At 46.2% G+C, this 13,348-nt stretch carries 21 protein-coding genes and 1 riboswitch; of the genes, 9 read left to right on the top strand and 12 right to left on the bottom strand.

The genetic code is table 11. The annotated features are described in order from the left end of the window. Positions 1 to 312: 312 nt before the first annotated feature. Positions 313 to 389, top strand: a riboswitch (glycine riboswitch). Between the two features lie 73 nt (positions 390 to 462). Then, positions 463 to 744: an ACT domain-containing protein gene (locus FKZ59_RS02665; RefSeq protein WP_141601187.1), complete on the top strand. Its 282-nt coding sequence runs from the start codon at positions 463 to 465 to the stop codon at positions 742 to 744. 14 nt (positions 745 to 758) lie between these two features. Further along, a complete protein-coding gene (locus FKZ59_RS02660; RefSeq protein WP_141601186.1) occupies positions 759 to 2,120 on the top strand; it encodes a PFL family protein in 1,362 nt (453 codons plus the stop codon). Positions 2,121 to 2,187: 67 nt separating this feature from the next. On the opposite strand, the gene FKZ59_RS02655 is transcribed toward FKZ59_RS02660, so the two are convergent. The 4 genes from FKZ59_RS02655 to FKZ59_RS02640 form a co-directional block, all read right to left on the bottom strand. After that, entirely contained in the window at positions 2,188 to 2,526 is a 339-nt protein-coding gene (locus FKZ59_RS02655; RefSeq protein ID WP_141601185.1) for a rhodanese-like domain-containing protein, read from the bottom strand. A 117-nt stretch (positions 2,527 to 2,643) separates the two neighbouring features. Next, a complete protein-coding gene (epsC, locus tag FKZ59_RS02650) occupies positions 2,644 to 3,546 on the bottom strand; it encodes a serine O-acetyltransferase EpsC (protein ID WP_246045786.1) in 903 nt (300 codons plus the stop codon). Between the two features lie 367 nt (positions 3,547 to 3,913). Continuing rightward, a complete protein-coding gene (locus FKZ59_RS02645; RefSeq protein WP_141601183.1) occupies positions 3,914 to 4,519 on the bottom strand; it encodes an NADPH-dependent FMN reductase in 606 nt (201 codons plus the stop codon). A 113-nt stretch (positions 4,520 to 4,632) separates the two neighbouring features. Then, positions 4,633 to 5,055: a hypothetical protein gene (locus FKZ59_RS02640; RefSeq protein WP_141601182.1), complete on the bottom strand. Its 423-nt coding sequence runs from the start codon at positions 5,053 to 5,055 to the stop codon at positions 4,633 to 4,635. A 242-nt stretch (positions 5,056 to 5,297) separates the two neighbouring features. Here FKZ59_RS02640 and FKZ59_RS14635 point away from each other — a divergent pair, with 242 nt between their 5' ends. Further along, positions 5,298 to 5,450, top strand: a complete 153-nt coding sequence (locus FKZ59_RS14635) for a hypothetical protein (protein ID WP_181733151.1) — start codon at positions 5,298 to 5,300, stop codon at positions 5,448 to 5,450. 60 nt (positions 5,451 to 5,510) lie between these two features. Here the strand turns inward: FKZ59_RS14635 and FKZ59_RS02635 are convergent, their stop codons facing one another. Then, complete coding sequence (locus tag FKZ59_RS02635; RefSeq protein ID WP_141601181.1) at positions 5,511 to 5,792, bottom strand: hypothetical protein; 282 nt, start codon at positions 5,790 to 5,792, stop codon at positions 5,511 to 5,513. A gap of 227 nt (positions 5,793 to 6,019) precedes the next feature. Here FKZ59_RS02635 and FKZ59_RS14630 point away from each other — a divergent pair, with 227 nt between their 5' ends. Next, complete coding sequence (locus FKZ59_RS14630) at positions 6,020 to 6,163, top strand: hypothetical protein (protein ID WP_181733150.1); 144 nt, start codon at positions 6,020 to 6,022, stop codon at positions 6,161 to 6,163. Positions 6,164 to 6,255: 92 nt separating this feature from the next. Here FKZ59_RS14630 and FKZ59_RS02630 read toward each other — a convergent pair whose 3' ends face one another. Beyond that, complete coding sequence (locus tag FKZ59_RS02630; RefSeq protein ID WP_141601180.1) at positions 6,256 to 6,585, bottom strand: hypothetical protein; 330 nt, start codon at positions 6,583 to 6,585, stop codon at positions 6,256 to 6,258. A gap of 293 nt (positions 6,586 to 6,878) precedes the next feature. On the opposite strand from FKZ59_RS02630, the gene FKZ59_RS02625 reads away from it, so the two are divergent. From FKZ59_RS02625 to FKZ59_RS02615, 3 genes are all read left to right on the top strand, one after another. After that, on the top strand, positions 6,879 to 7,376 hold the full coding sequence (locus FKZ59_RS02625; protein ID WP_141601179.1) for an Lrp/AsnC family transcriptional regulator: 498 nt from the start codon (positions 6,879 to 6,881) through the stop codon (positions 7,374 to 7,376). Beyond that, positions 7,377 to 8,543, top strand: coding sequence for an aminotransferase (locus tag FKZ59_RS02620; protein WP_141601178.1), 1,167 nt, complete (start codon positions 7,377 to 7,379; stop codon positions 8,541 to 8,543). 138 nt (positions 8,544 to 8,681) lie between these two features. Further along, positions 8,682 to 8,981: a hypothetical protein gene (locus FKZ59_RS02615; RefSeq protein ID WP_141601177.1), complete on the top strand. Its 300-nt coding sequence runs from the start codon at positions 8,682 to 8,684 to the stop codon at positions 8,979 to 8,981. A 43-nt stretch (positions 8,982 to 9,024) separates the two neighbouring features. Here the strand turns inward: FKZ59_RS02615 and FKZ59_RS14625 are convergent, their stop codons facing one another. Continuing rightward, positions 9,025 to 9,168, bottom strand: coding sequence for a hypothetical protein (locus tag FKZ59_RS14625; RefSeq protein WP_181733149.1), 144 nt, complete (start codon positions 9,166 to 9,168; stop codon positions 9,025 to 9,027). A gap of 297 nt (positions 9,169 to 9,465) precedes the next feature. Between FKZ59_RS14625 and FKZ59_RS02610 the strand changes: the two genes are divergently transcribed. Beyond that, positions 9,466 to 9,663 carry a hypothetical protein gene (locus tag FKZ59_RS02610; RefSeq protein ID WP_141601176.1) on the top strand — a complete coding sequence of 66 codons (198 nt, stop codon included), beginning with the start codon at positions 9,466 to 9,468 and terminating at the stop codon, positions 9,661 to 9,663. A 49-nt stretch (positions 9,664 to 9,712) separates the two neighbouring features. Here FKZ59_RS02610 and FKZ59_RS02605 read toward each other — a convergent pair whose 3' ends face one another. Beyond that, positions 9,713 to 10,300, bottom strand: a complete 588-nt coding sequence (locus FKZ59_RS02605) for a YdhK family protein (protein ID WP_141601175.1) — start codon at positions 10,298 to 10,300, stop codon at positions 9,713 to 9,715. A gap of 152 nt (positions 10,301 to 10,452) precedes the next feature. On the opposite strand from FKZ59_RS02605, the gene FKZ59_RS02600 reads away from it, so the two are divergent. After that, positions 10,453 to 10,635, top strand: a complete 183-nt coding sequence (locus tag FKZ59_RS02600) for a hypothetical protein (RefSeq protein WP_141601174.1) — start codon at positions 10,453 to 10,455, stop codon at positions 10,633 to 10,635. A 151-nt stretch (positions 10,636 to 10,786) separates the two neighbouring features. Here FKZ59_RS02600 and FKZ59_RS14620 read toward each other — a convergent pair whose 3' ends face one another. The 4 genes from FKZ59_RS14620 to FKZ59_RS02585 all read right to left on the bottom strand — a co-directional run bounded on the left by FKZ59_RS14620 (position 10,787) and on the right by FKZ59_RS02585 (position 13,303). Continuing rightward, complete coding sequence (locus FKZ59_RS14620) at positions 10,787 to 10,924, bottom strand: hypothetical protein (RefSeq protein ID WP_181733148.1); 138 nt, start codon at positions 10,922 to 10,924, stop codon at positions 10,787 to 10,789. 41 nt (positions 10,925 to 10,965) lie between these two features. Further along, positions 10,966 to 12,201: a sensor domain-containing protein gene (locus FKZ59_RS02595; RefSeq protein WP_141601173.1), complete on the bottom strand. Its 1,236-nt coding sequence runs from the start codon at positions 12,199 to 12,201 to the stop codon at positions 10,966 to 10,968. Positions 12,202 to 12,266: 65 nt separating this feature from the next. After that, positions 12,267 to 12,884: a flavin reductase family protein gene (locus FKZ59_RS02590; protein WP_141601172.1), complete on the bottom strand. Its 618-nt coding sequence runs from the start codon at positions 12,882 to 12,884 to the stop codon at positions 12,267 to 12,269. An 86-nt stretch (positions 12,885 to 12,970) separates the two neighbouring features. Continuing rightward, a complete protein-coding gene (locus FKZ59_RS02585) occupies positions 12,971 to 13,303 on the bottom strand; it encodes a hypothetical protein (RefSeq protein ID WP_141601171.1) in 333 nt (110 codons plus the stop codon). Positions 13,304 to 13,348: the final 45 nt, after the last annotated feature.

Below are 13,348 nucleotides of genomic sequence, written 5' to 3'. Positions count from 1 at the left end.
ATTCGAGATATATATGAACAAAAATTTCGAATCCATTTATTTTGAATTCAAGATAAATATATCATGCCCCAAATTATTTGTCAACGGAATCCTTTCAAATTTTGCAAGATTGGTACTTTACTATTTTTATTCCCATTAATGGAACAAAAAAACATTTAATTTTTTCAAATGCTTTTTAATAACCAAATCCCCCTTTTCATTTTCGGGCATTTCAGTTTCTCCCAGTTGACCAATTCCTTCAAAGGTGTTAGTATCGTTTAGTATGAAATTGAATATGTGTGGCGATGATTGCTGTGGGTAACACTACAGTCAGGAGCAGCTTCTGGAGAGACCACGATTTGTGGCGCCGAAGGATTCACAATCTCAGGCAAAAGGACAGAAGAGTAATCGGACGTATTGTTCTTTGTGCTTTGGGATTGGGATACCAATCCTTTTTTTATTCCATCAATTGAGGTGAAACAAATGAATGAACGTAGAAAAAAAGCCATTGTGAGCGTCATTGGAAAAGATCAGGTGGGGATTATCGCAAAAGTCACCAACGTGCTTGCGAATCGCAACATCAACATTTTGGATATCAGCCAAACAATCCTGCAGGGATACTTTACGATGATGATGGTGATTGATGTGACGAATTTGAAAGATCTTGAATCCCTTCAGCAGGAATTGAATGAACTTGGAAAATCCATCGGGGTTGTGATCACGGTACAACGTGAAGAAATTTTCCAGGCAATGCATCGCGTGTGAAAGGACGTGCAAATATGAATTTTGAAATCCAGGAAATGTTGGAAACCATCCGGATGGTCCGGACCGAAAACCTCGACATCCGTACGGTTACAATGGGAATCAATCTTCGGGACTGCGCCGATTCCGATTTCGATAAAATGAAGCAAAAAATCTACGATAAAATTACCCATTACGCAAAAGATCTAAAACCTGTCGCCGAAAAGGTGGCAAAAGAATATGGCATTCCGATCATCAACAAACGGATTGCCGTAACGCCGATTGCCGACCTTCTGGGAAACGCCACCAAAGAACAGGCCGTCGAACTTGCCAAAACATTGGACCGCGCAGCCTTGGTCCTCGGCATCGATTTCATCGGAGGTTTTTCCGCCCTTGTGCATAAAGGCATCGCAAAGGGCGATCAAGTATTATTCGATGCCCTTCCGGAAGCTTTGGCCTCAACAGAGCGGGTTTGCGCATCCGTTTCTGTCGGCACAACGAAAGCCGGCATCAATATGGATGCGGTCCGTCAATTGGGCGAAATCATCAAGGAAACGGCCGAACGGACAAAAGACCAGTCCGGCCTTGGCTGCGCAAAGCTCGTTGTGTTCTGCAATCCGGTGGAAGATAATCCGTTTATGGCTGGAGCTTTCCTCGGATCCGGCGAAGGGGAAGTCGTGCTGAATGTCGGCGTTTCCGGACCCGGAGTTGTGCTGAATGCCTTAAAACGTTATCCGGATGCCGATTTGGGCGAAGTGGCGGAAATCATCAAGAAAACCGCTTTCAAAATTACCCGCGCCGGAGAATTGATTGGACGTGAAGTGGCCAAACGTTTGGGTGTGCCATTTGGCATCATGGACCTGTCCCTTGCCCCTACCAATGCCATGAATGACAGTGTTGCGGAAATCCTTGAAGAAATCGGGCTTGAACGGGTCGGCACCCATGGCACCATCGCGGCCCTCGCCCTAATGAATGACGCGGTGAAAAAAGGCGGCGCCATGGCTTCATCCTATGTCGGGGGATTGAGCGGCGCATTCATCCCGGTCAGCGAGGACAACGGCATGATCCGGGGCATTGAAGAAGGCGCATTAAGCTTATCGAAACTGGAGGCCATGACATGCGTATGTTCGGTCGGCCTCGACATGATCGCCATTACAGGAGATGCACCGGCAAGCACTATCTCCGCAATGATTGCCGATGAAGCAGCCATTGGAATGATCAATAAAAAAACAACTGCTGTGCGCGTCATTCCTGTGCCTGGCGCGAAAGAAGGCGATATGGTCGAATTCGGAGGCCTTCTTGGACGCGCTCCGGTGATCGGCGTCAATCCGTTCAGCTCCGAAAAGCTGATCCGCCGCGGAGGACACATTCCGGCGCCTTTGCAAGCGCTGGGGAATTAGTGACAATAAAAGAACAAGAGCGGAACCGGAAGGGGATGAACTTTCCGGTCCGCTCTTTTTCTTATGCTCACTTTTTCAAATATTCTTTCCAGGCCGTCAACCCACCTTCCAAAACCGCCACTTCATATCCCCGCTCCGACAGAATGGCTGCGCATTTGGTCGCAGAGTTGCCTGTCGTGCACGTGACGATCAGCTCTTTCCCTTTCGGCAGTGACGGAATTTCTTGATCTTCCTTTTCTTCCAGTCCGAAAATCTCCGTTTTATGGATATTGAGGGATTGGATGTTCCCCCCTTCAATATGGAATCGGTTGTATTTCTCCTGGTCGCGCACATCCAAAATGATGAGCTGCTCCCCTTGCCGGATTTTATCCGATAATTCTTCCGGTGTGACGGTTTTCAGTGCCACTTTCCATTCCTCCTGCGCAATTTTTCTTCAAGGCCGGCATTCCCCCGGGCCGTACAATCATTCTTCGCTCACAAAAACCCCCCCAAGCAATCCGGGTTGCTTCAGGGGGAAGCCTCGCTATTCCTTTTTCTGCTTAATTTGAGGCAACGGTTGGGAATTGTAGATTCTGGAGTATGGCGGAACGGATTGGGTCAGCCAAATATTCCCTCCGATAATGGAATCATGTCCAATTTTCGTATCCCCGCCAAGAATGGTTGCGCCTGCATAAATAATGACGTTATCGCCGATGTCCGGATGGCGTTTGATCCCCTTGATCGGATTTCCATGCTCGTCCAATGGGAAGCTTTTTGCCCCGATGGTAACACCTTGATAGATTTTGACATTTTTTCCGATGGTGCTTGTTTCGCCGATTACTACGCCTGTGCCGTGGTCGATGAAGAAATATTCGCCGATTTTGGCGCCCGGATGGATATCGATGCCTGTCAAACTGTGGGCATGCTCCGACATGATTCTCGGAATGATCGGAACCCCCGCTTCATATAATTCATGAGCGATCCGATGTATAGTAATGGCTGTGATGGAAGGATAGCTGAATAAAATTTCTTCCAATGATAAGGCCGCAGGATCCCCATTGTAAGCCGCCTGAATATCAGTTTGCAGGATTTCGCGTATCTCCGGCAATTTATTGAGCAAATCGATGACAATTTCCTCCGCCTTCGCTTCCGGCCGGCCTTCTCCGCTATTCTCGAGCACTTTTGCAATGATGCTTTTCAAATCGAGCGCCGTGGATCTTAAAAGATTTCCCACATTCGTCTCCACGCGCAATTCATCTTTATATGTGTCGCAAAAGCATGGATACAGCACTTTGCGAAAATTCTTCAAGATTTTGATGATTTTTTCCTGGCCTTCAAAACCAAGGGATTGTTCGATGGGAAAATGGTGTTTGTGGACTTTCATTAATGATTTGGAAATGTCCGGTATCCCTTTGTTCAACCAATCCTCTAATCTCAATGAATTCACCACCCTAATTTTTTGTCGAGGTTATTTCAATTTATTTATTGCTATCATATAAAACTTCTGCCATGTTTATCAACTGCCTAATATTTCTCTGCCGGTAAATATTTACATACATTTAATAGTTTACATATGATACTAACATCTTCCCTGGTTTTATGTCCATCCGCCCAAAACAAAATCCCATCCGCCCATGACGCATCTCTGTCCGCCCAAGATTAAATCCTATCCGCCAAAGTTGCATTCTCAGCCGCCCAAATCCCATTCCCATCCATCCAAGCCGCAGCCCCTCTGTACAAATCCCAATCCCCAAATTGCCCATCAAAAAGAAAAAGAGCGGATCCCCCGCTCTTAAGCACTTCCCACCGGAATATTAAGTGATATTTCGAATCGATTTTAGCGCCCTTGCCCATCTGAGCAACTGATCGACCATTTCCAATACGATTTCTTTGTGGTAATCGGCCGGCTTGAATTTCGTCATGTTTTCAAAATCCGTGAATAACGAAAACGCCGGATGTGTCCGGACATCCGCCACGGCAAGTTCCCCCAATATTCCGCGCAAATGTTCCGCAGCCCGGGCCCCTCCGACGGATCCATAGCTGACAATGCCCGCAGCCTTGTTGTTCCAGACTTCCCTCGCCAAATCAAGCGCATTTTTCAATGCCCCTGTGATGCTGTGGTTGTATTCCGCCACAATGAAAATAAATCCATCCAAACTCGCCAATTTCTCATTCCATTTGGCGATGCGCGGATCGTTCGCCTCGACCGTTCCCAAAAACGGCAAATCATATTTGGCGATGTCCACAATTTCAAAATCCGCTTCATCCCGTTTTTCGGCGATTTCTTTGATATATTCCCCGACTTGCGGACTCACTCTGCCTTCCCGGGTGCTTCCCAAAATGATTCCTATCTTCAATTTTACTTCCATTTCATTCGCCTCCTCCTGACTTTTCCCCAACAGTTTGTCCATCATTCCCATATTCGTCACCTCCCCGGTTCTTGTTGATTCAATGCTGTTCTTTATCGAAGTAGTTATTATCATTTACCCCTTTGGAATATCCGATTAACATGGAATGGCTTCCTCGGAAAAAACTATGCATTCCCGTTTTCCTGTCGTTTCCTCTCCTCCAAAATGTCTTTGATCATTTCAAGATGGGAAGACGCCCAGGCATTTTCCCTGAAATGAAAAAACAATGCAGCCGTAATGCCCATGATATAAAGAACAACGAAAATCAGCCAATTTCTCGAACCGTCCCCCAGCAAAATTTCCTGAAGCTGCCGGGAAAAAATTAAAAATAAAAAGGGAACCGATGAAACGAAAATCGGAATCATCCCCGACCCGTTTTTCTCTTTCACTAAACGGTAATAAACCAATTGCAGCACATCGCTTTCCAACGACTCATAAAATTCCCGGACTTCCTTCAGCTCTTTTAAATATTTGGATTCGTGAATCGCATCCCGGTTTTTCTTGAGCTGCATATAAATTTTATGGGCATCTCCACGAAAGTAGCTCATTTCTTTCCCCCCATTCAAGCGGGTTCACTTAAGCAAAAAATGGAAGCGGCGACAGGTTTGCTTTTTTTCCCATATAATCTGGTTCACAAATTTCAGTGTGAACATTTGCCCGATATTTCATTCTTTTTCACAACAAATTAAATTGTTCACATTTTTTTAAGAAAATTTAGACTTCTGCCTGTTGTATATCAGATAATAATTGAATATAATTGTTATACATCACAAAGGAGGGGATGGCTATAATGCTAAGCAATACGGAGCGCAAAAATATCATCCAATTTTTAGTGACTTATTTCGGCGTGGAACCGATGCAGCTTTTGAACGTTTCCGACCGAATGTTGGAGGATACGTACAATTTTGTATACTCCCGTTTTGAAATGGAAGCGGATATGTAATCCACGCAAACAAAGGGGTATCAAATAGAGGAGTCGTTTCGGACGGCGGAAACGGCTCTTTTATTTATGGTTTCCGGATTGCTCATCGAAATGCAATGTAAACATTTCAATTTGCCTGCCCCATTCTATGGCGACATTGATTTCCGTCCCTTCATTCATCTCTTGGCATCCCAAACAATCGTCCTCCCGGATCGTCAACTCCCCCTCTTTGTTTAAACTTCCTATATCAACCGCGGAACCGGATGGTGCATCGATGCGGTAAGCGATTTGTTTTGGAATCGGTTTATCCCCGATGTATTTGATTTTGACTTTCGAGGTTGTTTCCGGCTTCTCCTTTGCCACTTCATAAACCACCTGCCAATTTTCCGTTCCGCCCGAAAAAGTCAATTTTTCATCAGATGATTGGCATGAAGCCAGAAAAAGCAGGGCCATAAAAAAAGAAAACGCTCTTATGATCGCCTTCACCTCTCTAACGTATCCGTATGTCAAAATTCTTGAATTATTCCATGGAAGAATAGATTTATCGGATTGGCGCACATTAAAGGTAAAATTTTTGGGAGGTGATGGAGATGGCCAAGAAAAATAAGACAAGCTTCAAGAAAAAGAAAAAAGAACAGAATCGGTCTGTCCAAAGGGAAGAATATTCCAAAGAGTTCAACCAGGTCATTCACAACAATCCGCCAGCCGAAGTCAGAAAACCGAGAAATACGTAGCCAAGGAATAAAAAAAGAGCGAATCGAATCCATTCGCTCTTTTATTTGAATTCTTCACCAATTTAAAAGCGTTTTCATATTTTAATAGCACATCAGCCGGCCTTTCGTTGATCGGCCAAGAGCAACAAAAAACTGATAAGGTAGCCCAATGAAGCGGCGCTGAAGCCGCGGAAAATCCCGGGCATCATCAAAAAATAAATTCCGAGAGGCAGCGACAAAAGAAAAACCACAAACATAAACCATTTCGGTTTGATAAACTGTCCTACAACAACAAATGCCGCCGGAATCACGGCTGCCACGAACAGATTGCCGACCGTTTCGGAATCCGGACGGGAATATGGGTTATCGAAAGAAAAGATGCCCCAGAACACGACACTGGCAACCGCCGAAACAATGCCGATGATCGACCCCAACATTTTCATGCATCTCCCCCCTTCATGCTCATCTCCGACATTGAGTAAAGAACTTCATTGATGGACTTTCTGCTAAATTCTTTATTTGTTCCCACTCCTATATATACAATGAGATGAAATATTTCAATAATCTTTTAGAATATCGGACGCCATTCGGGGCTGGAGGGAGCGGCATGGAAACGCTGGAAAAAACCCCTTTCATGCGCTTTAAAAAAATTTTTCCCATCTTCAGTTTTAACTTGAACTCTTGATTCATAGTGCTAAAATCTAATTAAACTCTACTTATCCTTGGAGGTCATTCCATGAAATTAAGCGAAAAAGAATTAGAAATTCTTGGAGTTTTGGAAAAAGATGCCCGAATCGAAACTGCCGACCTTGCGAAAATGGTGGGCTTAACTGTGGAAGAAACAGAAGCCATTATGAAAAAACTCGAAAATGATAAAGTCATTGTAAAATATTTGACGATGATAGATTGGACTAAAGTGGACGATCATCAGGGAGTACGGGCGATGATCGACGTGAAAGTGACCCCTAAACAAGGCGTCGGTTTCGATGAGATTGCCGAAAAGATTTACCGGTATGACGAAGTGCAATCCGTGTATTTGATGAGCGGCACTTATGATTTATCCGTGATTGTTGAAGGGAAAACGTTGAACGAAGTGGCAAACTTTGTATCCCAGAAGTTGTCCACTTTGGAATCCGTTGTTTCCACAACCACTCACTTTATCTTAAAGAAATACAAACATGATGGAATCATTTTGGAACAAGAGAAAAAAGATAAGAGAATTGTGGTGTCATAAATGAAGGCAACAAGTAAATCTTATGTTTCGAAAACCGTTAGAGAACTGAAACCATCAGGAATTCGTCGTTTCTTTGATTTGGCTGCAGGCATGGAAGGCGTCATTTCCCTTGGGGTGGGCGAGCCGGATTTCGTCACTCCTTGGCCTGTAAGGGAAGCGGCCATCCGTTCCATCGAGGAAGGCTACACTTCCTATACGCCGAATGCCGGTCTTCCGGAATTGCGCGAAGAAATTACGAAGTATGTGAAAAACCGGTATCACGTGGAATATTCCCCATCCGAAGTCATCGTGACGGTCGGGGCAAGCTCCGCGATCGATACGGCGATGAGAACGATTTTGGATCCGGGGGATGAAGTGATTGTCGTTGAACCGTGCTTCGTTTCCTATGGACCGATGGTAACCCTTGCCGGAGGTGTACCGGTTCCTGTTCAGGCATTGAAGGAAAACGACTTCAAAATTCTTCCAAGCCAAATCGAAGCGGCCATCACGGACAAAACGAAAGCATTGATGATCTGCTTCCCTAACAACCCGACAGGTACGCTGTTGAACAAACAGGAATTGGAAGCCCTTGCTGAAGTCATCAAGAAACACGACTTGCTTGTCATTTCCGATGAAATTTATGCCGAACTTACATATGACGAAGAATTTACAAGCATGGCCTCCCTTCCTGGCATGCGGGAGAGAACGATTTTGGTGAACGGCTTCTCCAAAGCCTTTGCCATGACAGGATGGCGCCTCGGCTTTGTCTGCGCACCGAAAGAAATTTTAAAAGAGATGTTGAAAGTGCATCAATATGCTCTGATGTGCGCATCCACCACTTCCCAATATGCGGGGCTTGAAGCGTTAAGAAACGGCCGGGAAGATGTGGACAAAATGGTGAAAAGCTACCGTCTCCGCCGCAATTTTATTGTGAATTCATTCAATGAAATGGGGCTCACTTGCCATATGCCTGGCGGTGCGTTCTACGCCTTCCCTTCCATTGAATCGACAGGATTGAGCTCACAGGAATTTGCGGAGCGATTGTTGAAAGAAGAAGGCGTTGCGGTCGTTCCTGGCGATGTTTTCGGCGAAAGCGGCGAAGGGCACATCCGCTGCTCCTACGCGACATCCATGGAAGAATTGCGGGAAGCCATGAAACGAATAAAACGATTTATCAATTCTTTGTAATTGGAGCTGCGAAAAAGGCTGTCTGGAAAGGAAAGCTTTTCAGGCAGCCTTTTTGGTGTTTTATAACAGCAGCATTCTGATACGCGCAAGTTTTGAGGATGCTTTTATACGCCCCGGTTGTATCCCTAATATGCCCATGTGGATCCTCTATCCGCCCATGTTGTATCCTTATCTACCCATGTAATCACTCTATCTGCCCAAGTTAATTCTCCATACGCCCATGCAGATTTTCTATCCGCCCATGTGGACTCTCTATCTGCCCAAGCGACTGCTCTATCTGTCCAAGTGACAAACCTATCCACTCATATGAACTCTTCATCTGCCCAAGCGGCTGCCTTATCCGCCCATGTGAACTATCCATCCGCCCAAGTTGATACTCCATATGTCCATGCCGCCTTTTATATGAACCCGGCAGAATCACATCTGCACGGGAATTGACCCTATAGGCACAATTTCCCTTTCATTCTTCAAAAAATTTATCTTAACGGGACATTGGAAACTTTCGATTTTTCCCTTTCCCTGCTACACTCTTTTTAATGAGGAAATTCAGGTTGGCATTCGCACTCATAATGGCCTGTTTCCTTCTCCCGCCTGTTCCGGCGATGGCACCGGCAAAGAAGATCAAACCGGTTCCGCCTCCGAAAACGCTGCGGCCATCAAAGCCGATCCGGACTCAAAATACAGCAAAACCTTTCAGGAACTTCATTTTGGGACCGTGCTAAATTATGATTTTCAATTAAACCGGGCGGATCCGGAAAATGAAATGGGCGTCCACGATTTGCGGGATGAAAACGAAGTCGGCCGGATGATCCAAGATTCACATATGTTTTATTAGTAAAAATGAAGCTGGAAGAAAAATAAAGCGCCGGTCAGCGGAAAAAATCCAATCCCCTGCCGGCAAATCAAAAATGGAGTGGATGGCATGCAACTATTCGCGGATATATTGCTTTACATTTACATCATCATCATGATTTTCACAGGTGCCGTGTATTTCCGCCAATTGGAGAAAAAGCGGAAGGAAAGCGGGCTCTCCCCTTTCGAACGGACGATGCATATCATGATCCAGGCGGGGATGCTGTTATTTGCCGCCAGTTTATTGATCAAAGTCTTCTCCAGATGATCCGGGCATGAAAAAAGGCTTGGTTCCAAGCGAACCAAGCTTTTTTTATTTATTCTTCCGCGGAAGCTATTTCCGATTCCACAAGCCATTTATAATTTTTGACCTCTTCCCCTGTGGTCGTTGTAAAATCCACGATATATACCGGCCCTTCGTCAGCCGACTCGATTGTCGCCGTCGCCCCCTTCATGCCCGGAATATGGTCGGCATTGATGACCAATTCCCTTCCAGGTTCCATCGGCGCGCCGCTGGAGGCATCCAGCTCCTCATGAATCACCCATTTGTAATGTTTCACTTCTTCGCCGCCGGTTGTCGGCCGATAGGAAATCTCATATGCCGTTGTATCATAAACCGCCACTACGACCCCTTCCGCTTCTTTCATCCCTTCCATATGATCCGCGTAAATTTTCACCTTGCTGCCGACCGGAAAGGCTGGATTCTCCGCAATTTTCAAATTGAGCGGCACGGAGCCGGAACTGTCCTTGATTTCATCGGCGTCTTTCGTTTCAACTTCTTCCCCGGAAGCCGCTTCATTATCCGTTTTCTCCCGGTCCATTTGTTCCGCCGTCTTCCCTCCGCAGGCGGACAACAAAAGGACCAAACTGAACAACGCTATTTTCCATGCCCAATGTTTTGTCATCCAAATCACCCTGTTTTTTATTTTTAGGGTGGTGCAATTTTCTTCTTTATATACATGAATTTGGCGTTTATACAAAAGCAATTTGTGGTAGATGAAAAAAACTGAAACTTCTTGGAAGAGAGAGCGTAGAATCAAAAGAGGAGGTGTGCGCTGTGGAACACGAAAAATGCCCGAAGTGCGGGGGGAGGGAATTCGAGGAAGGTTCGGACTTCGTCGGATTCAGAAAAAATAAAATATCCCTGAAATACAGTTTTAAAATCTACCGGTTTTGTGTAAATTGCGGCGAAGTCGTTTCCATCCGCATCGAAAACCCGGAAATTTTCAAAAAGCAATGAAAGAAGCGCGGGAAAGGGAAACCTGGATGAACGGCGTTTCCCTGCCGCACTTTCGCGGAAGGCGTTTTAAAACCCCCAAGTCCATGGAAGGGCATGCTCCTCCCGTCAACAAGCCCCCCATAAAAAGAGAAAAACTGATAGAGCATTCCTATCAGTTTTTCCACTCTTCTTTTTCATCCCGGTTCTTTTCATGTTCGTAGGCAATCAGCGCACAGCCCAATTTCTTCTCCAATGCGCGGATTTCCGCCAATTGCTCTTCGGACAATTCGGCATATTGCCAGTTTTCCATTTCCTTCACCTCAATATAAAGTATGGACGCAAAACTCAAATTCAATCCCTGCTTCTGAAAAAACGAAAACCTTCCCCCTGCTCCTTCGCCTCGTACAAGGCCTGGTCCGCGCAGGAAAGGAGCGTCTTTGCATCCGTTCCATCATGCGGAAACATGGCGATGCCGATGCTGGATGTGACAACCACCGATTCCTCCCCCAATTGGTAGGGGCGGCGCAATGCGTCCTGCAGCCGGTTGACCACTTCCACAAGAGCTTTTTTCCCGCGGATATTTTTGATCAGCACCAAAAACTCGTCCCCGCCGAAGCGGCAAATGATGTCCCCTTCCCGCAGCTTCTTTTTCAGCCGGTCGGCAAACTGGATCAGTAATTGGTCGCCCATCTCATGGCCAAGGGAGTCGTTCACCTTCTTAAAATCATCCAAATCGATGAACATGACGCCGAACATCCGGTTGTTTTTCCTTGCCTCTTCCACGCTCTTTTTCATTTCCTTTGTAAAATAGCGCCGGTTGAAAAGCCCGGTCAGCGGATCCTGGTAAGCGAAAAATTTCAACTGTTCCTCGTAATTCCTCTTCTCGGTGACATCCCGCAAGACCATTTGGAGGACATATTCATTTTCATAGCAGACGCGCCTCATGGCGATTTCCACCCACAGCTTTCTCCCATCGAACCGCTCAATCTCTTCATGAACGGTCACTTCCATTCCTTTCATCAGCCGCTGCCTGATGGACTGTTCCTCTTCCGGTCGAATCAACTGCCATATAGGCTTGCCAATGAGCACTTCCTTGGAACTTGCTCCGACGATTTCAAGGCCGGCCCGGTTCGCGTAGATGACGGTTTCGTCCTTGATCATCAGAACCGCATAAGGAAACTCGTCCAACAGCTTACGATAGCCATCATGGCTTGATTTCAGTTTCCGGTGGATTTCCATCTTTCCGGTAAAGTCCTTGTACATTCCTACAGCCAGAACCTTTCCCTTGTTCACCGCGCCATAGGAAGCCAAAATATCCAATATCTTTCCGTCTTTCCGTTTTCTTTGGATGAAATGGAATGGAATGTCTTCACCCCTTTTTAACATGTCCAACAATTCTTCGCATTCCTCCGAATCCTCGCAGCAGACCGAAATCCGCAAATCTTCCGGCTTCCCTCCAAAAAGCTCGGCAAAAGCGGGATTCGCTTCCAAAATGTTTCCTTCGTAATCGAAAATAAACAAGGCTTCATTCGCGTGATTCCATACAATTTCCAAAGCGTTGGGGTCCACTGAATGTCGATATTCCATCTATTCCTCTCCTTTAAGGATCAAAGCTCTTGATGAGGCGCGTTTCCGTGTTTTGTTTCATTTAATTATTTTGGCCTTTCCATGAAAAAAATATTGCCCACCGTGGCATAATTTGTCCCCGCCAGGCGGCTGACAGGTTTGAACTCCCGGATGTTGATGCGGGATTCGTCGTAAATTTGTTCGTCCAAATGGACAAACACCACTTCGCCGATAAAAAAGTCGCAGCCCGGGGCTTCAGCACCGTTTCCTCCCAAAACGATGCTTTTGACGAGTTGGCATTCCATGCGGACTTTCGCCTCCCGCACACCGGGAACACGGACTTTCTCACTTTTTATCGGCGTCAATTTCGCATATTCAAGTTCACTTTCGCAGCTTGGCAAATTTGCCGCCGCCATATTGAATTGTTCAATATTGTCGTCGTCGGCGATATGGACCACAAACTCCCCCGCATCATAAATATTCCGGGCGGTATCTTTCATTTCCCCGTTTTCTTTCCGTTGAACCGAAATGGAAATCAGCGGAGGATTGGCGGAAACGATGTTGAAATAGCTGAAAGGCGCGCCATTGACCACCCCGTCCCGGGACTGCGTCGTCACAAAGGCAATGGGCCTTGGAATGATCGTGCTTGTCAGAAGCTTGTAATTTTCCTTTTCCTTCTGGTCTTTCAGATTGATTGAAATCATAGATACGCCACCTTTTCTTTGGAATTGGTCCCGGCCATCATAGCCTCTTATGTATATTTTATTATAATTCGGCGCAAACCCTGCCTTCAGATGATTGGGATTTCGGATGAATTTGAGGATCCGGCGGAAGATGGGGGAAGAAAGGTCTTCGCCAAACGGGCAGCCGGGGCGGGACGGCACGCGCCATGGGCAATGGCGGAGGGGAAACGGGGGAAGGGAACCCGCGCTATCGACCATTTGGCACCATTGAACAGGGATGAAACGGAGGCCTCCCCTCTTCCCGTTTTCCCCGTAAAAACATGAACGTCCACAAAATGGAGGCGATGAGATAGATGATGGAAAAAGGAAGCCGTTTCGGAAGGAACTTGGCGAATACCGGCACGGGCATCCCGCCGATGAACGCAATCCGCAAAGGACATCCGGCACCTCCACCGGCGGATGCATGTGCACCGCCCGCCGAAAAC

Origin of the sequence: Ureibacillus terrenus (assembly GCF_006569205.1) — a bacterium.
Lineage (GTDB): Bacteria > Bacillota > Bacilli > Bacillales_A > Planococcaceae > Ureibacillus > Ureibacillus terrenus.
Note: the sequence above shows the minus strand (reverse complement) of the source record. Positions and strands in the feature narration are given on the sequence as shown.